This window comes from Hydrogenophaga sp., assembly GCF_965657535.1.
In the GTDB taxonomy this organism is placed as follows: Bacteria; Pseudomonadota; Gammaproteobacteria; order Burkholderiales; family Burkholderiaceae_C; genus Hydrogenophaga.
Map to the genome: position 1 here is coordinate 48812 of NZ_CBFHOP010000005.1, position 25308 is coordinate 74119.

1 protein-coding gene (running past one end of the window) is annotated in these 25308 nt (G+C 67.0%); it reads left to right on the top strand.

Features of this window, described 5'->3' with window-relative positions; all coding sequences use genetic code 11:
* Nucleotides 1–25308, top strand: partial view of an LEPR-XLL domain-containing protein gene (locus tag ACTG4K_RS10140; RefSeq protein ID WP_439114088.1) — the 5' portion only. 14778 nt of this gene lie beyond the right edge of the window; 25308 of the gene's 40086 nt are visible here — the first part of the coding sequence; it begins with the start codon at nucleotides 1–3; its stop codon lies off the right edge, out of view.

Sequence of the window (25308 nt, forward strand, 5' to 3'; positions counted from 1 at the left end):
ATGATCCGCACCAAATTTCGCTCAGCCAAACGTTGCGCTTCTCCCCTGTTGCAGCGGTTGATGCGCGATGCCTTTCGCGTCGAACCGCTGGAGCAGCGGGTGCTGCTCTCGGCCGACCCGTTGTTGGCGGCCGCGCAGGTGGTGATGCCTCGCACGGGCGATACGCATGATGGCCTTCATGAGCAGATGGGCTGGCTGGCTGATGCGATGGGGGCTGACGGCGTCCAGCTGTCTTCGCAGGGCCAGGCCCGTTACGAGCTTGACGTGGGCCAGGCGTTGCCGTCTTTTTCAGTGGATGGGGCCGCATTTGGGGCAGGGAGTCCCTCGGTCCGCTCGGCGTTCATGGAGACCGCGCTTTCCTCGGCGGTCGGCAGCGACATGCTGACTGTGTCCTTGGGCGAGCGTGGATCGCCGCCGTCCGAGACGGTTCAGGTGGCGCAACCGGTCCCGTCAGACCTTGGTGACAGCGCCAGCGCGTTGACCCGCTTGTTGGGGCAGGAACGCCTGTTTGCGGTGCCGTCCGACTCACAGGTTGGCTCCTCGTCGGACTGGTTGTCGCTTGAAGCGGGCAACACCGATTTGGCTGTGCTCGCGTCGCAGGATGGCAGCCTCAAGGCGAACTTGCGCATCAACCCGGGGACGGTGCTGGGTGGCAGCGGCACCGTGCTGGGTGATCTGGTCAACCAGGGCATGCTGAGTCCTGGTTATTCGCCCGGTTTTCAGGAAGTGTCGAGTTACAGCCAGGACGGCCTTGCCGTGCTTGAAATGGAGCTTGGCGGTACGCAGGCTGGCACGGGTTACGACCAGCTCAATGTGTTGGGCCTGGCACAGCTCGATGGCACGCTTCAAGTGCGCTTGATTGACGGCTTCCAACTCACCGCAGGGGATTCGTTCAAGATTCTTGGTTACGGATCGGTTCAGGGTTCGTTCTCGGCCATTGGGGGGCTGGCTGTCAGCCAGGGCGTGTACCTGGAGTACCGCCAGCAAAGCGACGGTATTTGGTTGTTCGCGCGCTCGGTTGAGAGCAGCGCCACCCTTTCTTTGGGCGAGGGCGACAACACGGCCGTGCTCGACACGTTCAGCGACGGGGCCGCCACGTTCCTGTCGCTGCAGGGCACCGGTGCGGACGCCGCCACCCGGGTGGTGGTTCAGCTGCCAACGCAGCAGCTGGTGGTGGACGGTGGCAGCGGCCGCGATCAGATCACGCTGGGCGATATGCAGCTTGGCTCCACGGCGCTGACCGTGCGGGCAGAGGCGATTCTGGTGCCGCAGGACAGTGTGGTGCTGTCGGAAAGCGATATTTCGCTGCTGGCGAGCGATTTGGCGAGCGCGTCATCGGGCCTGGGGGCCCAACTACAGGCGTCTTCCTCGGTGGTGGTGGGGGGGCAGATCAGCACCTCAGGCTGGCTGGCGGTGGCATCGCGCAGCGAGGTTGAGGCCGATGTGAGCAGCACCGACACCTTCGATCTGTCGATACAGGCGTCCACCGTGGCGGAGTCCCGCCTGCTGGCCGGGGCCACGGTTCGCGCTGGTGGCCTGTCGGTGGTGGCTGTGAGCCAGGGCCAGTACAGCGCCACGGCCGCACCGGCGGCGTTGTCGCTTGCCACCCACGGTACGGTCACGGTAAGCGCTACCCAAAGCGCTGACGCCGAGATCCAGAGCGGTGTGGTGCTGCAGGTGGGCCCGTTGGTGTCCTCGGCTGGTGGCGGCGAAAGCCTGTTGGTGGAGGCGCTGAACACCGCCGATGTGGTGGTCAAGATGACGAGTCAGGACACGCTGCTGAGCGCGTTGACGGGCTTTGACATGCTCCAGGCCGTGATCGACCTGGAGAAGAGCACCTCGGCGCTGCTGGGCACCCCATCGACCAGTGAAACGGCTGCGCGCCTGAGCCTGGGCGGCTTGTCGGGTGGTGCCAGCGGTGGTGTGGTGGTTCGGGCTGCCAGTGGCGGCGTGGTGAGCGCCGACGTGCTTTCCTCCCTCATTGGCAGCGTGAAGACCGATGCCTTGGACAGTACCAAGGCGGCGGTGGCGCAATCCGATCTTTCTGCTGCGGGGCTGACGGTATCGTCTCAACATGCTGGCGAATACCTTGGCCGCGCCAAAGACGTTCGTCAAACCATGGGCGGTGGCGTCTGGGCGACCGTGGACAACACGGCCTACCAAGGGCCTGCTCAAGGCGATGGGGTGGTGGTTGACGCCACCGATCGGGGTTTGTATCTGGCCCAGTCGGCTGATTTCCAGCTGGACTTGTTGCAGTTTCCGCACGTGGCGTTGGGCCGGGCGCTCGCCGGTAATACGGTGGACCGGTCTGTCGCCGCATCGGTCACCAACAGCTCGCTGGATGCTGCAGCCATCAGCGTGGTGGCGCTCAACGAGCAGGAACTGTCGTCCAGTGTGGCGGTGCAGAGCCTGGTCAACAACGGCAGTTTGAGCACACTGTTGCCCACCTATTCGCTGGCCCTGGGGGGCAGCGTGGCCTGGAACGAGGTCACCGGTGACGTGATGGCGGTGGTCACCGACAGCGAGCTCCGCGCCGTTGGCCACATCCGGGTGCAGGCGAACAACGAAGCGGCAGTGGTGGCCCGCACGGAGGCGGCTTCGCGCGTGACAGGTGGCAGCGGGGCTGCGGTCGGTATCGCCGTGGCCTTCAATTCGATTGGCGCGGCGATCGGCAATGTCTGGTCGGCGGGCATGGACACGCTGCTGGGTACGGACTGGAACGACAACCAGGTCAGCGAGGTGATCGCTCAGGTCGCCGGCACGCGGCTGCAAGCGGGCGCTGATGTGACGGTGGCCGCCGTGCAGGGCGCCGACATCAACGCCACCGTCACCAACGCGGCCGAGAGCAAGGCCTCGGCCTTGTACGGCGCTTCCGGCGCAGGCGCTGCCGCGGTGCTCGCCAGCAACCGCATCAACACGGGCGCACGCGCCTCGTTGGAACGCACGCCGGCCCAAGCGGTGCTGGGCGGCAACCTGGTGGTGCGAGCCCAAGACGACATCGGCGTCTATGCCAACGTGAAGCTCGTGGCCGCTTCAACCACGAGCAACGACGGTGGGGTGAGCGTGCTCAAAAAACTGGCGGGCCGCATACAAGACAACGCCAACCCGCCCCGGTACCTGAGCAGCAACGTGGACACAGTACCGGTGCAATTTGGCGACCGGGTGAAGATCGTCGGTGGTGCCAGCGATGGGAAAATTTACCGCTACCTGGGCGATCAGGGCAGCATCAAGCCCAGCACCGAGGCCTACGACGACCTGGACCTGTGGCAGGAGGTGCTCAGCACCGACGCCATTCCCAGTGTGGGCAACATCAGCAACTCCGACGCGATTGCGGTGGGTGGCGTGGTGGTGCGCAACGACGTGCGCGGCGGCGCCACGGCGCAGGTGAGCGATGCCCAGGTGGCCAGTGGCACGCTGACCATCGAGGCAGTGGCCAGCTCGGCGATCCGGGCCACGCTGGACAGTTACGTGGAAAGCTCGGGCGGCAGCGCGTTTGGCGCCGGCACGAGCCTGGCGGTCAACGCCACCATCGCGACCAACCTGGTGCTGGGAAGCGCCACAGCGGAACTGCTGCGCAGTGCCGTGGAGACCTTGAGCGGTGACGCCGTGGTGCGCGCTGACAACGCCTCCGAGATCGAGGCCACCAACAAGAGCATCACCAAGAGCGGTGACTCGGGGGCTGGCGTCATGCTGGCTTTTAACGCGGTGGGCTGGAAGGCGCAAAACATTCTGAGCCAGTCGCTGGACGCGCTGGTGGGCACCGAGATGGGGGCTGTGCAAGCCAGTGGGGCTGTGGTGCGCGTGCTCGACAGCACGCTCACCGCCAGCGGCAACGTGAAGGTGGAAGCGCTCCAGGCGGCCCAAGTGACGGCCGACCTGAGCAACGACAGCACCTCGGCGGCCTCTGCACTGTTCGGTGCCTCCAGCCTCGCCGTCAGCGCTGTGCTGGCCATGAACCGGGTGGCCAGCGAAGCGCTGGCCACGGTGGATGGCAGCACGCTCACCGCGACCGGCCGCATGGACCTGCTGGCCAGGGACGGGTCTGGCATCGCGGCGCACAGCGATATGAAGGCCGTTTCGAGCACCACCAACGACGCCGGAGCCAGCTTGTTGGGCGGCCTGATTGGGGACATGACCTCGGGTTACCAGTTCAGCAGCCGCTCGGGCACCCAGCCCCTCAAGGCGGGCGACCTGGTGCGGGTGGCTTCCGACCACCGCTCGGGCGGTGTGGCCGGCGGTGTGTACCGCTACAGCGGCCCCGATCTGAGCACCAAGCTCTCGGGCATCAACTATTTCGGTGCCGACTGGCAGCGCGTGCTGCCCGAGTCTGCTGCCAAGCTCTTGCCGAGCCTGAACCTTTCAGGCTCCGACGCCATCGGTGTGGGGGGGCTTGTGGTGCTCAACGACCTGCGCAGCCAGGTCAAGACCACGGTGAACGACAGCCGTCTGACGGCCCAACTTGACCTGAAGCTGGCCGCCGATGCCCTGAGCGAGCTCAGTGCCTTGTCCGAAGGCCTGGTGACTTCTTCGGGCGGCAGCTCGTTTGGCACGGGCACCAGCCTGGCCGTCAACGCGATGATCGTGACCAACCTGGTGCTGGCCGATGTGCTGGTGGATGTGAACGCCAGCACGCTGCGCGCTGGAGGCGATCTGAGCGCCACGGCCCAAAACGGCAGCGCCATCGACGCCACGCTCAACAGCGTGACCAAGAGCGGTGACACGGCCGTTGGTGTGGTGCTGGCTTTCAACACCCTGGGCTGGGAAGCGCAAAACATCCTGTTCAGCTCGATGGACGCGTTGGTGGGGACCCACATCGGCACGGAGAAGGCCTCGCGGGCACAGGCTTTGCTGATAGACACGGTGGTCGTGGCCGGTGGTGACGTGTTGGTCGAGGCCACCAATGCGGCACAACTCAACGCCACGCTCAGCAACGCCGCAACATCCGAGGCATCGGCCCTGTTTGGCGCCTCCGGCGCCGGGGCATCGGCGGTGCTGGCCAGCAACATGGTGGCCGCCGGCGCGCTGGCGCAGGTGGACTTCAGCGCCAACTTTGCATTGCCCCTGGATCTGGTGCGCCAGATCACCGCAGGCGGCGCGTTTGCGGTGCGCGCCAGCGATGCGGCGGGTGTTTTTTCCAACGTGAAGCTGGTGGCTTCCTCGACCACCACCAACCTGGGTGGTGTCGATATCCTGCGCAACACCGTGTCCACCATCTCGGACATGGCCAAGGCGCCCAAATTCCTGAGCACCGACTCGGGCAGCTACACGATCAAGTTTGACGAGCGGGTGAAAATCGCCGACGGCGATGACAGCGGGAACATCTACCGCTACCTGGGTGCGAGTGGCACTTTCACGCCCGTCGACACCGACTACACCGACCTGGACCTGTGGCAAGAGGTGCCCAGCACCAACGCCATTCCCAGCATTGGCAACGTGAGCGACTCCGATGCGATCGCCATTGGCGCTGCCGTGGTGCGCAACGACGTGCGCGGTGGCGCCACTGCGCGACTCAGCGATGCCCAGGTCCAGGCCGGCAGTGTCCGGGTTGAAGCACAGGCACAGTCCACCATCAAAGCGGTGCTGGACAGCTACGCTGAAAGCTCGGGCGGCAGCGCGTTTGGCACCGGCACGAGCCTGGCGGTCAACGCCACCATTGCGACCAACCTGGTGCTCGGAAGCGCCACGGCGGAACTGCTGCGCAGTGCTGTGGAGACCCTGAGCGGTGACGCCGTGGTGCGGGCCACCAACACCGCCGAGATCGACGCCACGAACGACAGCGTGACCAAGAGCGGTGACACCGGCGCGGGCGTGATGCTGGCTTTCAACACCTTGGGCTGGAAACCGCAAAACCTGCTGTTTCAGGCGGTGGATGCTCTGATAGGCACCGAGATTGCCGACATTGAGGCGTCGGGTGCGGTGGCCCGCGTGACGAACAGCACCGTCACCGCCAGCGGCCACGTGCAGGTGGAAGCGATCCAGGCCGCACAAATTACCGCAAAGCTCAGCAACGACAGCACCTCGGCGGCGTCGGCGTTGTTCAACGCCTCCAGCATGGCCGTGAGTGCCGTGCTGGCCATGAACCGGGTGGCCAGCGAAGCGCTGGCCACGGTGGATGGCAGCCGCTTGACGGCCGGCGGTGATGTCAAGGTGAACGCCAGCGAAAAGGCGGGCATTGACGCCAGCAGCGATTTGAAGGCGATTTCGAGCACGACCAACGACCTGGGTTCCAGCCTGGTGGGCGGTCTGGTCAGCGACCTGACCCGCAGCTACGACTATTCCACCCGTTCGGGCAACCGAACGGTGCAGACCGGTGATCTGGTGCGTGTGGCCAGCGATCACACCGCCGGTGGCGTCGGTGGTGGTGTGTACCGCTATGTGGCGGCGATCCCGGTGGCCACCGACCCGAGTGTCAACTTCGGCGGCACGCTGATCGACCTCGCGAAGGAGGACTTTCTGGGCACCAACTGGGTGCGTGTGGTGCCAGGCAACATCGCAGCGGCCATCCCGTCGCTGAGCTTCACCGATTCCGATGCCATGGGTGCCGGTGGTCTGGTGGTGCGCAACGATTTGCGCAGCGCGGTCAAGGCCCTCGTCAACGACAGCCAGTTGCGCGCGGGCGGTGATGTGCTGCTCTCGGCGCTGGAGGCCACCGATCTCAAGGCCCTGTCCGAGGGCGTGGTCAGCTCGTCCGGCGGCAGCGCATTCGGCACCGGCACCAGCCTGGCTGTGAACGCCATGATCGTGACCAACCTGGTGTTGTCCGATGCGGTCGTGGAGGCGCTCTCCAGCACGCTGGACGCCACCGGCAACGTGTCGGTGACGGCGGACAACGCCAGCGGCATCGACGCCACCCTCAACAGCGTGACCACCAGTGGCGACACGGCGGTGGGCGTTTCGCTCGCCTTCAACACGCTGGGCTGGGCCTCCCAGAACATCTTGTTCCAGGCGCTGGATGCGCTGATTGGCACGTCCATCGGGGATGCGCAGCCGTCCCAGGCCAAGGTCCGGTTGCTGGACACCGCCGTGTCGGCCGGCGGCAGCGTCACGGTCGAAGCCACCAACGCGGCTCAGCTCAACGCCACGCTGAGCAACGCAGCGTCGTCGTCGGCCTCGGCGCTGTACGGCGCTTCGGGCGTGGGTGCGTCTGCGGTGCTGGCCAGCAACATGGTGGCCGCGGGTGCTTTGGCCACCATCGAATACGGATCGACCTACGTGCGGCCGCAGGGCCGCACCGATGACGTGGTGGCGGGCGGGGATGTTGTCTTGCGTGCCAGCGACGAAGCGGGCGTGTACGCCAACATGAAGCTGGTGGCGTCTTCGGTAACCAGCAACACGGGCGGGGTGAGCGTGTTGAAGAACGCGCTGAACGCCTTGTCCACCAAGGACTTCGACTACCTCAGCACCGACGGCGAGCAGAGCCTGAAATTTGGCGACCTGGTGCGCCTGGCGCAGGACCACGATGCAGGCGGCACGCCGGGTGGCCTGTACCGCTACATGGGCACCGCATCGAGCGTGGACCTGTCGTCCGCCGACTTCAGCGATCTGGGCTACTGGTACGAGCAGACTTCGACCCAATCCATTCCGGAATTCAACATCAGCGATTCCGACTCGGTGGCCGTGGGCGTGCTGGTGGTGCGCAACGACGTGCGCAGCGGCGCCCTGGCCCGCCTCTCGGACGCGCGCATCGACGCCGCTGCCATCCAGGTGCAGGCGCTGGAAGAGGCCACCATCCGAGCCGTCAACAACAGCGAAGCCACCTCGTCCGGTGGCAGTGCGCTGGGTAGTGGCACGAGCCTGGCCGTGAACGGTGTGATCGCCACCAACCTGGTGCTGTCGCACGCCGACGCGGAGATCCTGCGCAGCCAGGTGCAGACCCGCACTGGTGGCGTGAGTGTGAACGCCGACAACCACGCTTTTATCGATGCGCGCAACATCGCCAACGTGCAGTCGGGCGACACGGGGGTGAACGTCACCCTGGCGTTCAACACCATCGGCTGGGAAGCGCAAAACATCTTGTTTCAGTCGATCGATGCCCTGATTGGCACCGACATTGGCGAGGAAGACCCGGCGCGGGTGCGGGCCTACATCACCGACTCCGACGTGAACGCTGCCGGCGATGTCAGCGTCACCGCGACCAACCGCGCCGTGCTGCGCGCACTGGTCGACAACGACACCGAGTCCAAAGCCGCGGCCTTGACCGGTGCGTCCAGTCTGGCGGTGGGTGCGGTGCTGAGCAGCAACATGGTGAGCGCGCTCACCGATGCCGCGATCCGCAGCACCAACGCCACCAACCAGGCGGTGACAGCAGCCGGTGACGTCGTCATCCAAGCCACGGAGACCGCGTCGATTCGGGCCATCTCCCGCCTCTCTGCCATCGCCTCCAGCGAGAACGACGCCGGCCTCAGCCTGTACACCGGTTTCATCGCCAACAGCGAGGGCGTGGACTTCACCGACCGCTCCGGCACCCAGACCCTGGCCGTGGGCGATATGGTGCGCGTGGGCAGCGTGGCTTACACCAGTTACGACGAACCCGCGACCGTGCAAGCCGGCGACCGGGTCCAGATCAAGTTCGACAGTGACAGCGCAGCCGAGGGCGATGTCTTCGAATACGTGGGCACCACCGCGCTGGAGACACCCGACCTGGTGGAAGAAGACTGGAGCAACACCCAGCGCTGGCGCAAGGTGCTCGGCGAAGCCGGGCAGGTCTACCGGTTTGTCGGCACGCCGGGTGCGTTCGATCTGGCCGTGCAGGACTACACCGACAAGTCGCGCTGGGAATCGCTCCCCTCCATCAATCCGAAAGATCTGGTGCCCGGGCTGAGCACCAACATTTCGGATTCGGATGCCATGGCGTTTGGTGGCCTGATCGTGCGCAACGACGTTCGAAGCGGCGTCAAGGCGCTGCTGCTGGGCCAGCAGGTGCAAGCCGCGGGCCATGTGCATATCCTGGCGACCGAAAACGCCAGCATCCTGGCGCAGACCGACAGCACGGTGGAGTCCAGCGGCGGCAGCATGTTTGGCAAGGGCCAGGACGTGGCCGTGAACGCGGTCATCGTGACCAACCTGGTGCTGGCTTCAGCCGATGCGCTGGCCAACCGGGGCAGTGTCCAGGCTGGCGGGAACTTCCGTGTGGAAGCGGTGGACAGCGCGCGCATTGTCAGCACCGTCGATGCCAGCGTGAGCTCGGGCGGTTACGCCATTGGTGTGGTGCTGGCCTTCAACACGGTGGGCTGGAACCCGCAGAACGTGTTTGCCAACACCATCGACACGCTGGCGGGTGGCGTGTTCGGCACCGAAGATCCGGTGCACACGCGCGCCTTGACCGAGTCGGTTTCCATCGCAGCGGGTGGCGATATCGTGATCCGTGCCGACGCCAACGCCGCCATCGATGCCCGCATTGAAAGCGCGTCGGCGTCCATTGGGGTAACCCCTGCGGGCGGCGCCAGCAGCATCACCGTGGGCGCGATCCTGAGCCTGAACCTGGTCAGTACGTCGAGTGCCGCCACGTTGGGCGCCAGTGCGTCTGGCGTGAAGGCCGGCGGCAACCTGTCGGTCACCACCATCGAGCGCTCGTCCATCGTGTCCGATGTGGAGGCTGCCTCGATTTCTGTTGGCGTGGGCGCCGGCGGGGCCACGGCCGTCTCCATCAGCTTTGGCATGGCGCGCAACACCCTGCGCAGCGAGGCCTTGGCCACCCTGGCCGCTGGCCAGGCGGTGGACGTGGGGGGGGATGTGGTGGTGAAAGTGGAGCGCACGGGCTCCATTGAGGCCACTGCCACCGCCACGGCTGTGGCCGTGGCGGCCGGTGTGAAGAGTTCGCTGGCCGTGGCCGGCGGCGGCGCGATCGCCGTCAACACCATTTTGGGCGGCAGCAGTGCCGTGATCCGCAACAGCGACATCACCGCGGGCGGCCATGTCGATGTGCTGGCGGTGGATGCCGCGCGCATTGATGCGCTGGTGCGTGCCGCTGCGGTGGCCGTGGGTGTGGGCGTCAAGGCCACACCGGCGGTGGCCCTGGGCCTGTCGGTGGCGATGAACGAGATTGGCTGGGACCGCAGCCAGACGCCGCCGATCACCTACAACAACGAAGACAAACCCATCGCGCTGCGCACCGGCGACACCGTGTTGATCACGAAGGGCCCACAAATCGGGCAGGTCTTTGAATACACCGGCGAGAGCCGCAACGACAAGGACGGCATCAGCCTGGGAGCGCAGAGTTACCACGACCGCGCCCAGTGGCGCCGGGTGGCGATCACCCCCAACCGGGCCGAAACCACGGCGCTGATCGAAGGCTCCGATGTGCGAGCCGGTGGCAACCTGTCGGTGCTCGCCACCTCCACCGCCAGCATCGACGCGGTGGTGCTCGCGGGCACGGTGGGTGTGGCGGCATCGGCCAAGGCCGGTGTGGCGGTGTCGGCAGCCGGTGTCTACACCGAAAACAACATTCTGGTGGACGTGCGTGCGCAGATCCGCGACAGCGGCGCCATTGCGGCCAATGCGATCACGGTACTGGCCGACAACGCGGCCAGCATCAACGCCATCGCCGGTGCGGCATCGATCGGCGCTTCGCTGGGCGGCAAGGCCGGCATATCGGTCACCATCGGCTTGAGTCTCGCCTTCAACGCGGTGGCCGGCGACACCTTGGCCAGCATCGACGCGGCCGAGACCGTGACGGCGCGCTCCGGTGATCTGCGCATCGCTGCCGTTGCCAGGGCAGTGCCCTTGTTTGAGATCGATCTCGCGACCAGCGCCGGCTTGTCGGCGGCGGTGCTGGACGACGCTGCCACCAGCAACCCGGACGATGCGGACACCGAGGGCCAGGACGAATACACGCTGGACCGCACCAAGGACTTGGCGCTGCTGGCAAAACTGGCCGATGTGCTGCGACTGAATGGCATGGACTTGCCGGCTGCACCGAGCCTCACGGCCGACTGGGACCTCACCTCGGGCGATGGTCAGAAAGTGCTCAAGCCAGGTCAGAAAGTCAAGCTGGCCGGGGGCTATGCCCAGGGCGGCACCGGTGGTCGGGTGTATGAATTCACCGGCAGTCTGGCGCTGGACGCTGACCTTGGCACGCTGAATTACGCCGACACGACCCGCTTCAAGGTGGTGGAGCCCGAGCTGGTGCTGCGGGTGCTGGAGAGCGGTCGCTCGTGGCAGCTGTTGCTGGCCAACGGGCGCAGCTACATGCTGCAGTTGGATGCGGCCAACCCCAACCTGCTGCAGGTGGGCAACAGCACCATCCACGCGGTGTCGGCAGCTGCGGCGCTGGGACTGGCGGTGGGGGGCACGGCGGGCGTTGCGGTCAGCGGCGCGGGCGCCGTGGCCTACAACGAAGTGCTCAACAGCACGGTGGCGCAGCTCGCCAATGGCGATGCCACCGCCACCGGCAACGTGTTTGTGAGTGCCACCAACACGGCAGCCATCAGCTCGATCGTGGCGGCGGTGTCGCTGGCGGTGGGCGCCGGGGGCACCGCTGGCGTGGGGGCGTCGATCGGCATCGCGCTGGCGCGCAACTGGATCGGCTACACCGACGACGCGCCGGCTTTGCGGGCGCAAACCCGCGCCTCGGTGCTGGACGCCAGCATTGACGCGGGTGGCGACATCCAGGTGACGGCCACCGCAGAGCAGCGCATTGGCGCGCTGGTGCTCAGCGGCTCGGCTGCCATCGCGGGCGGCGGCACAGCCGGCGTGGCCGCCAGTGGCTCGGGCGTGGGGGCCAACAACCGCATTGCGATGGACATCACCGCAGAAATCGACGGTGACCGCGCAGGCGGCATTCGAGGCGATGCCGTCAGCGTGCTGGCGGCAGACCGGTCGGTCATCAACGTGTTTGCCGGTGCGGCCTCCATCGCCGCTTCGGTGGGTGGCACCGCCGGTGTTTCGTTGTCGATCGGGGCTGCGCTGGCGCTCAACCACATCGACAACCGGGTGGTAGCGGCGGTGCGCGCGGTCGAAGACCAACTGCAAGCCCGCGAGGGCGATGTGCAGGTGCGCGCTTTCGAGCAGGCCACCATTGCCTCAACCGCCATCGCGGCTTCAGTGGCCGCCGGTTTTGGCGGCACGGCCGGCATTGCCTTGTCGGGCGCCGGCGCTTCGGCCACCAACGTGATCCTGGGCGAGAGCAGTGCGCTGGTGATCGACAGCACGGTGCTGGCGGCCCGCGATGTGGCGGTGAGCGCCATCAACTCGGCCAGCATCACCTCGTCCATCATGGGTCTTTCCCTGGCGGTGGCCGTGGGCGGAACAGCCGGTATCGGTGCCTCCATCGGTGTGGGCATTGCCCGCAACTACATTGGCGCAGACCCCGGCGCCAGCGCGTTGGCCACCTACACATCGGGGGTGGACAACCCGCTGCAGATCCGCACCGGCGACACCGTGTACCTGGCCCCAGGCAGCGGTGGCGCCCGCGCGGGCGACACCTACCGCTACATCGGCAAGCAGACGCTGGGGAAGAAAGATGTGGACGGCGATGGTGTGAAGGACAACATGCTTGTCACCCAAGACTACGCCGACCGCGAGCTGTGGGAGCAGGTGGTGGTGCAGCAGCCGCTGCGTGTGCAGGCCGTCATTGAGGGTGCCAGCCTGAGCGCAGAGCGCCACATCGAGGTGCTGGCCGACGCCTTGCAGCAGGTTGATGCCCGCATGCTGGTGGTCTCTGCCGCTGTGACGGGCGGCACGGTCGCCGTCAGCCTGAGCGGCGCGGGCGTGAACACCGAAAACCATGTGAACGCTGTGGTGCAGGCCCTGGCCAAGCGAAGCGAGGCGGCGGGCGATGCCCAGCTGCTGGCGGTGGGCAACATCACCCTGCGGGCACAAGACTACTCGCGCATCGAAGCCGACGCCAAGGCGGTGTCGCTGGCGGCGGCCATCGGCATTGGTGGTGCGGCCGCCATCGGCGTATCGCTGGCAGACAACCGCATCGACCAGTCGGTGCTGGCTGCCATCAGCGGCGCCAATGTGCAGTCCGGCAGCGGCATTCAAGTGACCGCCCGCGGCGCAGCCGTGATCGACGCCCGGGCACAAGCCGTGGCCGCAGCGGCTGGGCTGATCTCGCTGGCCGGTGGCGGTGCGCGTGCCAGCGCCGTGATCGACTCGCTGATCGATGCCGACATCAGCGACGCGACGGTTCAGACCACCGGCAAGCTGCTAGTGCTGTCGGAAGGCCTGATGCGCGCCGATGCGCTGGTGCAGGCCACGGCTGTGAGCCTGGGCGCGATTGCCGCAGCGGCCAGCGGCACGGTGACGCTGATCGAGCTGAACCCACAGGTCACCGCGGGCATTCGTGCCAGCACGGTGCGCGCCGCCGAGGTCGACATCAAGGCCCTGGGGCGCCAGGCGGCCAAGGTTGAGACCGAATCCATCAGCGTCAGCACCGGGGTGTCGGTGGGCGTGTCCTCGGCCACCATCAAGGAGCGTGCCCGCGTGCTGGCTGGTCTGGGCCATGCGGTGGACTTGCAGGCGACGCGCCTGGGCATCGATGCGGACAGCAAGGATGTCCTGGACGTGAAGAGTGTGGCCGCCACGGGTGGCCTGCTGGTCGGCATTTCGGGTGGTTATTCCAGCATGACCATGGACAGCGAGGCGTTGCTGGTGATGGGCGACAACAACACCATTGACGTTGGCACCCTGGTGCTGCGCGTGGTGCACGACCAGGACGTGGATTCCCAGAGCTTGAACCTGGCCGTGGGCCTGCTCGCTGGCAGCGGGGCCCTGGTGAGCAACAGCGTGAACAGTGCGGCCGATGTGCGCATTGGCGCTGACAACACCCTCAAAGCCTCCAGCATCACCGTGCTGGCGATCAACCGGGTCAAAAAGGACCGCTATTCCCTGGAGGACAACCTGCGCTCCGGTTCGGCCGGTCTGGTCAATGTGAGCGCGATGCTGAGCGAAACCAACTTTGGCAGCGCAACGAACCCCATGAGTGCGCGGGTCAGCCTGGGTGACCGCACGAGCATGGTGGTGGCGGGTGATGCCGCTGCCCCTGGCAAGCTGCGCATGGAAGCCTTCATTGATGTTTATGCAACCGACAACGTGCGCATCGAGGGTGTTTCCGGTTTGGGCTTGTCGGTGGGGGAGTCGGCTCTCAAGACACACACCGAGACCGGTGTGTTCCTCAACGGGGCAACACTGTCCAACAACAGCGGCGACATCATCCTCACCGCCAAGACGGACACCCGGGTGAACCCCGGCAGCACGTTGTTCTCGGCTGCGGCGCTCAGCGGTGGCGGCTCGATCGCCACCGGCCGCATCAACGCCAGCAACGTGATCTCGGCCCACGACGCCTCGCTGCGCGCGATGAACGTGAACCTGTCCGCTGGCCGTGACAGTTTTGCCGTGCCCAATCTGTTGCGTGGCGACGCGCAGGCCAACATGACCCTGGTGGGTCTCTACGGCGTGGGCATCCCGGTCCCCACCATGGTGATCAACGAAAAGAACGAGGTGCTGCTGTCGGGCAGCTCGTCGCTGCGCGCGCTGCGCGATGTGAATCTGGTGGCCAAGGAGAGCCTGAGCCTGCCCAACACCGATGGCCTGGTGCTGTCCTTGTCGCTCATTCCGTACGCTGTGGACGTGCCCGATGGCGGGAAGATCAACAGCACCAACCGCGTCAGCGTGACCGAGCAGGTGCGCATTGAAGCGGGTATTCAGAACCAGCTGTTGATGCATGTGCTGCCCATGGTGGTGAACGGCGAGCCCCAGCTTGACCCGCTCCGCATAGGCACCGGCTTGACGGCCTTGGAGAAGGCCGCGCTGAACCTGGACGCCGACCAGGACTACGTGTATGCCTTGCTGCAGGCCGACAACATTGCGATCAACATCGGCGCCGGCACGCTGGTGCAGGTGGCCGCCGACAAGCTCGATGGCAGCCGCGTGGCCCTGGGTGGCGAGACCGGCGCTTTTTATGTCTTCAGCCCGGGCGCTGACGCACAGACCGACCTGCAACTGGAGCTGGAAGACTACAGCGACACAGCGCGCTGGAAAAAAGTGCAGGTGCTGGACGCCAGCGGCACGGTGCTGGTCCAGGCGGGCACCACCTATGTGCGGTTCAACGGTGAGATCTACCGCTACAGCGGCACAGACCAGACGCTGGATCTGGCCGCGCAGAACTACACCGATTCGGACGTGTGGTCCGAAGCGCTGCTGTTTGGCAGCGACATTGGGCGCAACTTCCGCACCAGCCTGGAGGGCAAGTTCTACATCATCAAGCCGCGCGATCTGGCCACGCCGCGCCTGGTCTACGCCAACGTGGGCAACAAGCTGATCGACCAGCGCGAGACCATTCTGGGCTGGATCGCCAGCCACGCCGGCAACGCCGAAGCCATTGCGCGCTACCAGGCCGAGCTCGACCAGGTCGAGCAGGCGCTGAAAGACCTGGGCATCGGTGAAACCCTGGGCACCGACGGGGGCACGTTGGTTGCACCCAAGGACCTCGACGTTTTCATCGTCGACATGCCCGACCTGTTTGCCTCGCCCGGCTCCATCTTCATCGAGGCCGACGCAGCCAGCCAGCCGCTGCCGGCCACCGTGGCCCAGCAGTTCGTGGCGCGCCAGGGCGCGACCATCAACGTCCTGAACACCACGCCCTTTGGCATGCAGGTGAACAACGTGGGCGTGTCTGGCAACAGCCGCACCACGGTGATCAACGGCGAGCTGGTGGTGCTCGACCCCGGCCACGTGTATTTCAACTCGGTGAAGGTATCGCCCGACGCCAGCGGCGCGCCCGACAGCCTGATCCAGATCGTCCAGGACGGCTACCCCAGCGCCGCCTACGACCTGAGCATTCCACCGCTGCCGCAAGACCTGTATGTGCGCGGCAACGTGGTCAACGAGAGCGGTCGCCTGGTGCTGAAGAACCTGGACGGCAGCATTTCCGTCACCGGCGAGCTGCGTGCCAAGACGGTGGAGATTGCGGCCAAGGGCAACTTCGACCTCAGCAGCGACGCCTGGTACCACACCGGGGCCGACCCGCGCCAGTACGTCAACTACACCGACGATTTTTCGTCCCAGGTGTTCAACAACCAAGGCAAGGCCGGGGCCCTGGTCTACGGTTCGCTGAACGATGCGGCCTTGTCGGGCTTGCTCAGCGAAATTCTGGACAACAGCTCGCGGGTGCTGGCTCTGGGCGACATCAACATCCGCGCCAAGTACCTCAACATCAACGGTCTGGTGCAAAGCGGTGTCAACCAGTACACGCTGGTGATTGACGAAAGTTTCAACCCCGGCGCCTCCACCGGCTTCACCGATGCGCTGGGCAACACCCTGAGCGGTATTGGATTTGGTCCGGACAACGTGCCAATCACGGGCTTCTTTGACGCTGCCAGTGGCACCATCCTGCTCGACCCCATCGTGGCCAAGGGCGGCAAGATCAACCTCACCGGCCAGATCGTCAGCACCGGCAATGGCCATTTGCGGGTGGCCAGCGGCTACGCCAGCGTCAACATCACCAACAACAGCCATTGGAAGCTGGCAGCGGACCGCATCGATGTGTCGACCAACCGGGTCGGCACCATCACCATCACCGACAGCGGCACCCTGAGCCGCAGCGTGTACGAAGCCCGCAATGGGCAGGTCACCGTCGAGCAGTTCCAGGGTGTGCTGGTGCCGGCCGATCCGGCGGTTGAAGGCGATATCGCGGCCATCCGCTACGACAAGCTGGGTGCCACCGGTCTGCACGGCATCGACGAGGTGCTGTTGTACCGCCCGGAAGAGGGCCAGTACTACGTCTGGGTGGAGGGCCAGGAAAAAACCCGGACCCGGCTGGAGAAGTTCGAGAAAAACAGCTTCTCGATCATTCCCGGCTTGTTCGAGATCGACGGCCTGATTGCCGACAAGAACAAGGTCAAGGAAGACGATGCCTTCCGGGATTCCACGCCGCTGCTGGAGTCCGAGGGACTGACCGACGGCATCAAGCTCCCCACCGGCGCCGTGGCCAGTGACTTTGCCTACCTGGTGGTGTACGAGCAGCGGGTCGACGAGACGGTCGCCCTGGTGAAAGATCTTTCTGCGGTGGTCGATGTGGTGTCGCGCCAGGTCTACACCTACGTGGGTGCTGCCGAGCAGGTGAAACTGATCGGCACCGACTTCACCGACACATCGCTCTGGAACGCGACCGGACAAACGTTCGCCACCATCGAGCAGGCGCGCGCCTGGGTCGACATCAAGGCTGAAAAATACGCCAGCGACTACGCCAACTCGACCCGTACCGTCAAGACCTGGAAAACCGGCGGCGGCTGGTTCAGCAAGAAGACCATCCACGTCGAGACCATCACGGTCACAGGCCTGAAGGATTACTACACGCATGCGCTTCGCGCCGATTACCCGATCGCCGTCAGCTTCATTGAAGGGCCCAAGACCCCGGAAATCAACATCTGGAGCAAGGGTGCGTTGGTCATGTCCGGCAGTGTCAGCCTGGGTGGCGATCCCGAGGCGCTGGGCACGCTCCCAACGCTGGAAAACCCGTTCGACGGCGCCGCGCCAGGTACGGTATCCATCGGTGCCGAGCAACTGAGCTTTGGCCGGGACGCCGTCATTTCCGGCGCCGCGCCCATCATCGACACGCTCAGCAGCATCAGCGTGACGCTGCAAAACGTCACCGGACTTACCCACATCCGCTCGGCCGGCGACATCGCCATCACCTTGCTGGACGACGCCGCCGACCGGGCGCTCAGGCTGGGCCAGATCCTCGCCGGTGGCGACGTCAGCGTGCGGGCTTACAACGGCATTGACGGCCGCAACGGCATGGTCGAGGGCAACCGGGTCGAGCTCGACGCCGGCCTCGGCGGCATGGACGTGCGGCTGGACTCGAACCGCTCCGGCAGCGGCGGCGTGGCCGCCCGCGCCACCGGCCAGATTCAGATGCAGGAAGTGGCTGGCGACCTGCGGCTGATCGCTCCTGGCGCCATCTTGGGCGCCACGGCCTCCATCACCTCGGTGAGCGGCGATGTGCTGCTGGACACCCGCGACGGCTCCATCGTCAACGCCGCCTACACCGGCCTGCGCCTGGACAGCAGCAGCGGCCCGCTGGACGCGCGGCTGCAAGCGCTGGTGGACCAAGGCCTGGTGAGTGCAGACCAGGCCCGCTACACGCTGTCACCGGCGTTGATGGCGCACCTGTATCCGCATGCACCCATGCCCGGTCAGGCGCCGGTGGAAGCCACCGGCCTGCTCAACATTGAGGCGAACAACCTCACGCTGCTCACGCGCGGCGAAGGCAGCGACGTGGGTCGCTCCAGCGGCCGCATGACGATCAGCAACCCAGGCCAGTTTGACCAGCTTTCAGAGGCGCACAAAGCGGTGTTGGCCCAGGCGCGACCCAGCGACATTTTGCAAGTCGATTACGCGGTCTACCGCTACAAAGGTCCGGACGCCACCTTCTTCATCGGCGACGAATCGGTGTTCAACAACATCGAGTTCTGGGAAAAAGTGCCCATGCCCACAGCGGGCAGCCCCGCCGTGGTGGCCGCTTCGCGCGACAATGTGGCCGACCTGAAAACCGGTGATCTGGTGGCCAACAACTTCGTCATCGAACGCGTGCTGGTGCAGGTGTGGGACGAAGTGCGGGTGGCGCTCAGTGGCCTGTTGGACGTGCGCTCCGAGGGCGATGTCGTCATCGGTGCCGACGGCGACATCACGGTCCAGCGCATGCAAGGCCTGGGCCGGTTGCGGCTGGACGCGGCGGGTGACGTGAGCGGTGCCACCGGGCAGACCACCCACTTGCAAGCGAGCGACATGCAGCTGCGTGCCGGTGGCGACATCGGCGGCGCCGCGAACGATGCCTTGTTGCTCTCCATCACGGGTGGGCGTTTGCAAGCCACCGCCGGCGGTCAGCTGAACCTGGACGTCGTGTCGGGCGACGCCCGACTGGGCACCGTGCAGGCTGCCACCACACTGCGCCTGACGGTGCAGGCCGGCTCCGTTGTGGACGCCCGCGATGCGCTGGACGGCGACCGCGCCAACCTGCGGGCCAAAGACCTGGTGCTCAAGGCCAGCGGTTTGATGGGCCAGTTTGCAACGCCCTCGTTCCCCAACGGCGCGCTGGTGACCGAGGCCTCGACCCTGCAGGCACGCACCACAGGGCCAAATTCGCTGCGCGGTCTCATCGCCATCGACAACCGGGGCGACCTGGCGGTGGTGGGCGATGGCCTGCAGATGGGCAACACCGATGCCAGCGTGCTGGTGCGCACCAGTGGCAACCTGAGCATTGACGCCAAGGTGGCGCTGGACGGGCAGGGCAACGACCCGCGCCGCCTGCTGCTGCAGGCCGGTGCCGATCTGGGCACGGACGTGGCGGGCGGTGCAGGCCACCTGACGCTTGGCGACACGGTGAGCGCTGTGGGCGCCTCCATGAGCCTGCTGGCGCAGGGCTCGGTGGTGCAGCGTGCGGTGGCTACGGTGAGCAACCGGGGCGGCAGCATCGACATCGAGGCCATGACCGGCCAACTGGAACAGCGCCCGGGTGCGCTGATCACCACCGACGCTGCGCTGGGCGGCTCGGTGCGCCTGGCCGCTGCGGGCGACATCCTGTTGAGCCGTGTGGTGGCGGGCAGTGGCGACATCGCCCTGGTCTCTGCCACGGGTGACATCGTCGCCAGCTTCCCAGGTGGGCTGGCGCTGGAAGGCGGCGCTCTGCTGGTTCAGGCCGCAGGCAACGTGGGCAGCCTCGGTCGTGCGGGGCAGCCGCTGGACGTGAGCGTGGCCCGGGTGGCTGCGCAAGCGGGGGGCGACCTGGCGCTGCGTGCGGCGCAGGCGATTCGCATCGACGCGGTCACGGTGGCCCTGTCGCGTGTGGTGCCCACCGGCGTGCAGGCGTTCAGCGACAACGCCACCGGCTTGAAAAGCACGGCCGGCGGCGTGGCCCTGGCTACGCGGGCCGGTGATCTGACATTGGCGGCCGATGTGGCGGTGGCGCTGGATGTGCGCTCGCTGGCGGTGGACCCGGCAGCGGGTCAGGCCTCGGGCGTGGCCGGCACGGTGCTGCTGCAAGCGGCCGGTGCACTGCGGGTCGAGGGTGCGTCGACGGTGTCCACCCTCGGGGGCGTGATCGACATGGAGGCCCTGGGTGGCGCACTGACCATGGCCAGTGGGGCGGCGGTGGACAGCCAGGGCGGCACGGTGCGGCTGGCCGCGTCCAGCAGCCTGGCGCTGGGTCGGGTGGATGCCGGCGCCGGCATGGTGAGCCTGGTGGCCCAGGGTGGGGCGATCAGCCGGGGGTTGGCCGACATCACCGACATCCGCGCCGGGGCCTTGCGCCTGCAGGCCAGCGGTGCCATTGGCCTGGCAGGCGCGGCGCTGCGCACCGACGTGCAGACCGTCAGCGCCCGCAGCGGCGGTGGCGACATCGTGTTGCTCAACCAGAGCGACCTGATCCTGGGTGCCGTCAGCGACCTGGTGCTGTTCCGGTCCTGGGCCGGTGCCGATGCCGTGCAGGTGAGCGACCGCGCACAAAGCGGCTTGTTGACGTCGGGTGCTGGGGGCGTGCAGGTGGCGACGATCGACGGCAGCATCACCGTGCGCAGTGCGCCGGCGCTGGACGGTGGCTTTGCCATCCGCAGCGGTAGCGGCGGCGTGGCCCTGGTGGCCGGTGGTACCGGCAGCATCGTGCTGGACGGGCGCATCGATGCGTCGGCTGCGGGTCTGTTGAGCCTGGTGGCGGAGCAGGGCACCCTGCGCCAGTCGGCGTCGCTGCGGGAGCCGGTCTTGCGCGCGGCCGAACTGGTGTTGTCGGCACGCGAGATCGCCACGGCCCTCAACATCTCGGTGGACGAGGTGTCCGCCCGCAGTGCAGTGGGCGGTATCGCCCTGACCCAGGCGGCCAATGCGGACGGCAGCCTGCGCGCACTGACGCTGGTTGACCTGCAGGCCGACGGTGGCGGCATCGACGTGCGCAGCGCGGGCGACCTGGTGGTGCAGGCGGTGCAGGCCGAGGCGAATGCCCAGGTCACGCTGGAAAGCGTCGAAGGCACCATGGACCTCAGTGACGCGATCATCGAGCCTTTCACCACCTTGTCCCTGTCGCTGCTGGCGGTGGGCTTCATTGGTGGTGGTCGGCTGAGCCAGAACCAGACCAGGCGGGATGGCGCGCTGTCGGTTGTCGGCGATATCACCATCGACGACGCCTTCCTGGCCGGTCTGACCGGCTTCAACGGGGCGCTGTGGGTGCGCGCCACGGGCACCATCACCGTGGGCGTGACCAGCGCCCACACGCTCAGCAGCGTGAAGCTGGTGGCCGGGCAAGACATGGTCCTGGGCGCCAGCTTGCGCACCAGCGGCACGCTGGACCTGAGCGCCGCCGGTGCGCTGGTGCAGGCGCTGCCCGCAGGGCAGCTGCAGGCCAAGGACATCGTGCTGGCCGCCGGTCAAAGCGTGGGCGCCAGCGGCGCGGCGCTGCAGGTGGTGCTGGACGGCGGGGTGCTCAGCGCCTCGGCGGGGTTGGCTGGAGATGCCAGCACGGGTGACGTCTACATCCATGCCCTTCAGGGCGACCTGCGCGTGGGCACCGTCATGGCCGAGCGCGGAACGGTTGTGCTCAATGCGCTGGCCGGTGCACTGGATGGCGCTTTGGACGACGGTTACCCCCATGTCGCCGGTGTGAGCGTAACCCTGGGCGCAGCCACGGGCCTGGGTGCCACGGGCCAGGCGTCTGGCCTGCGGGTGCAGGCCGAGCGACTGAGCGTTGCGGTGGGCGCAGGCGATGCCCACCTGACCACAACCGGCGATGTGGACGTGCTGGCGCTGGACATGCGGGGCGCGGGCGAACTGCGTTTGCATGCCGACGGCAGCATGCGCCTGCTCGGCAACCTGCTGGCCCAGGACGCTTCGGTGCACCTGAGTGCGGCCAGCAACCTGGCCCAGCTCAGCGGCGCCTCGCTGGTAGCGGCCTCGGTGCGCCTGGACGCGCAGGGCGGTTCCGTGTCGCAGGCCCAGGGTGCCACCCTGAGCGCGACCGGCTGGGTTGCGCTGAGCGCGGCTGGTGACCTGGTGCTGACCTCCGTCAGCACCGCAGGCACGCTGAGTGTGGTGTCGCGCCTGGGTGCCTTGCTCGATGGCGATGCGGCAGAGGCCGACGACCTCGACCTGCAGGCGCTGCACATCGCGCTGGATGCGGCCGACGCGGTAGGCCGGTTGGGCCAGGCGCTGGATGTGGTGTCGACCACGCTGACGGTGCAGGCTGGTCGCCAGGGTATTCACCTGGCTTCGAGCGCATCGGTGCAGCTGGTGGGCGCGGGCCTGCAGGCCGCGGGCGGCGACATTCGCGTGTCGACCACCGGCGCGGTGATTGATTTCGAAGGCGCTCCCCAGACCGGCGAGCGCCCGGGCGGCGCGGTCACCGGCAACGGTGAAATCCACCTGTCGGCGGCCGATCAGGTGATCCTCAACGGCGAGGCGCGCCTGCACGCGGGCGCCGGACTGGTCCGCATCGTCGCCGCCAACGGCCTGGATGCGCGCACCGGCTTTGCTTTGGGTGCCACGCCGGGCCTGTTGCAGGTGGTCGGCAACCAGACGCTGCGGGCCGATCAGGCCTACACCTTCCGGGTGGGCGGTGTCGCGCCGGCGGCCATTGACGCCGAGACCGGGCGCATCGTGGGCGATGCCGACCGTCTGGAGGTGTCGGGTCAACTCACGTTGAACGGCCGGCTGGTGCTTCAGTACCAGGACGGCTTCACGCCCGCGTTGGGCGATGTTTTCGAGCTGGTGCACGCCGGTTCGGTCCTGGGCCAGTTCAACGGCGCCAGCGGCCTTTTCGGCTACGACGACGGGCGCACTTTCCTGCGGGTCGATGAAGTGGGTGGCGACACCACCCAGACCGCCTTGCACTTGGCCGTAGCGCAGCGCCCGGTGGCCGAGCTGGGCCTGCTGGGTGCCACGCAGGCCGACAACGACGCCATTGGCCTGTTCCTGAACCCCGACTATTTCGGCTACGACCGCAGCTACCAGGCCGACGTGCGCTTGCAGGTGTCGGACTTTTTCCATGTGGCCGGACGGCTGCAGCTGGAAAACGCCCGCACCGAGGTGGCGCTGAGCGACGGTTCGACCGCCCAAACCCTGGCCTGGCGCCTGGGGGGCGCGGGCCTGGCCGCTTTTGCCGGCCTCAATGGCCCGCAGTTCATTGGCGCTGACGCCAACAGCGACGGCGTGCCCGACGACCTCAACCCGCTGGCCACCGGTTTTGCGCTGACCGGCGTGGACGTGGGGCTGAGCTTCCACCGCGAGCAGGGCAGCGACCGCAGCTGGCTGGGCCTGAAGGCGACCGCCGAACAAGGCACGCCCCTGGGCCTGGACATCGCGGGGATTGAAGCGCAAGCCTCGAACCTCTCGGTGGCCATCAACCTGGGCAGCGATGGCACGGTGATCAACTTCGACCCGGCGCCGGTCACGGTGGCCCTCACGGCCACCGACACGCCATCGATGGACATCGATTTCAAGGGCGCCAACGGCACCCAACTGGTGCTGGCCGGCGACTTCAAGCTGGCCGTGGGCGGCTTCTTCTATGTGGCGGGTTCCATGGGGTTCCGCACCGCCGACGAGCAGGTGGTGCTGGCCGATGGCAGCAGCGTGAAAACCCGCGTGCTGACGGTGGGCGGCACTGGCCTGGAAGCGTTTGCCGGTGTCGGCGGGCCTTACAAACAGGGCATGCAGGTGGTCAACCCCGACGCGATCGGCCTGAGCCTGAGCGGGGTCGAGTTCGGCTTGGCCCTGCTCTCGGCCCAGCCGGGGCAGCCGGCAGCGGCTGGCCTGAACTGGACCGCGCTGCAAGCCTCGGCCACCGAGGTCACCGTGGTGGGCGTACCCGATATCGAGATTGCGGTGCGCAACATCGGTGTGGCGATCAACCTGGTGTCCGGCGTGCCGGCCAGCTTTGACGCCGACCGCAAGGTGATCGACTTCGCCACTCAGAACCTGTCGGTGGTGACGGGTACCGGGCGCAGCCTCGCGTTGTCGATGGACGGCGCACAGGGCCAGCTGGTGCGGGCCACCGGTGACGTGACCCTGTCCGTGAGCGACTTTTTCCACGTGAGCGGCTCGCTCGGTTTCGAAAGATCTTCGACCACCGTCACGCTGGCCGATGGCAGCGAGGTCCAGACCGAGGTGCTCACCGTGGGCGGCACCGGCCTGGATGCCTTCGTGGGCATTACCGGCCCGTATCAGTTGGCCGGCGGCGGCGTGAACCCCGAGGCCCGTGGCTTCGGGGTGCGCGATGTCGAGTTCGGCGTGGCCCTGTTCAGTGCCAAGGCCGGCCAGCAGGATGCCGCGCTGGCATCCTTGGACGGCCAGCGCTGGACCGCCCTGCAGGCCCGCGTGGGCGCCATCGACCTGCTGGTGGGCCTGCCCTCCGACCTGGTGCTGCAGCCAACCGATCTGTCGGTCACGATCAACCAGGTCAACGGCAGCGACGACGAGCGCCGGGTGATCGACTTTGCGGTCATGCCCTTTAACGTGGCCACCGGCACCGGCAAGTCTCTGCGGCTGGCCGCCGACGGCCAACTGGGCGAAATGGTGCGTGCAGCGGGCCACTTCGAGATCGGGGTGGGGGGCTTCGTGTACCTGAGTGGCAACGTGGCGGTGGAAAAATCCCGCCAGACCCTCATCCTGGCCAACGACACCGAGGTGCTGGCCGACGTGCTCACCTTCGGCGGCACGGGCCTGAACGCCTTTGTGGGCATCAACGGCCCGTACCGCAGCGGTGTGGACGCCAACCGGGACGGCCTGCCCGACGACACCAGCGCCAGTGCGGTGGGTCTGACCCTGAGTAAGACGGAGTTTGCTCTCGCACTGGCCTGGTCGCGCGAGGCATCGGGCGCTGCCGCCGGCCTGCAGTGGACCACGCTGGAAGCCAGCGCGGGCGAGGTGGCGCTGGTGGGTGTGCCGTCGGTGACGGCCTCGGCGAGCCAGATTGCGGTGGCGGTGAACCTGGTGGCCGGTGTGGCCGCTGGCCAGGACGCCGACGCCTGGGTGCTCGATTTCTCCACCAGTGCGACCGCCCTCAAGGTGGCCACCGGCAGCCAGACCGGACGCCGGCTGGGCGTGGACGGCGGCGTGGGCGAACTGCTGCGCGCCTCGGGCGACTTCGAGCTGGGCGTGGCCGGGTTCTTCCACGTCGGCGGCTCGATGGGTTTCGAGAAGTCCAGCCGCAGCGTGACGCTGGCCGATGGCACGGCGGTGCAGACCGACTACCTGTCCTTTGGCGGCACCGGCCTGAACGCGTTTGCCGGCCTCAACGGCCCATACCGCGACGCAGCGGGCGCCATCAACCCCGACGCCCTGGGCTTTGTGCTGGAAGAGGTGGAGTTCGCCCTGGCCCTGTTTGCG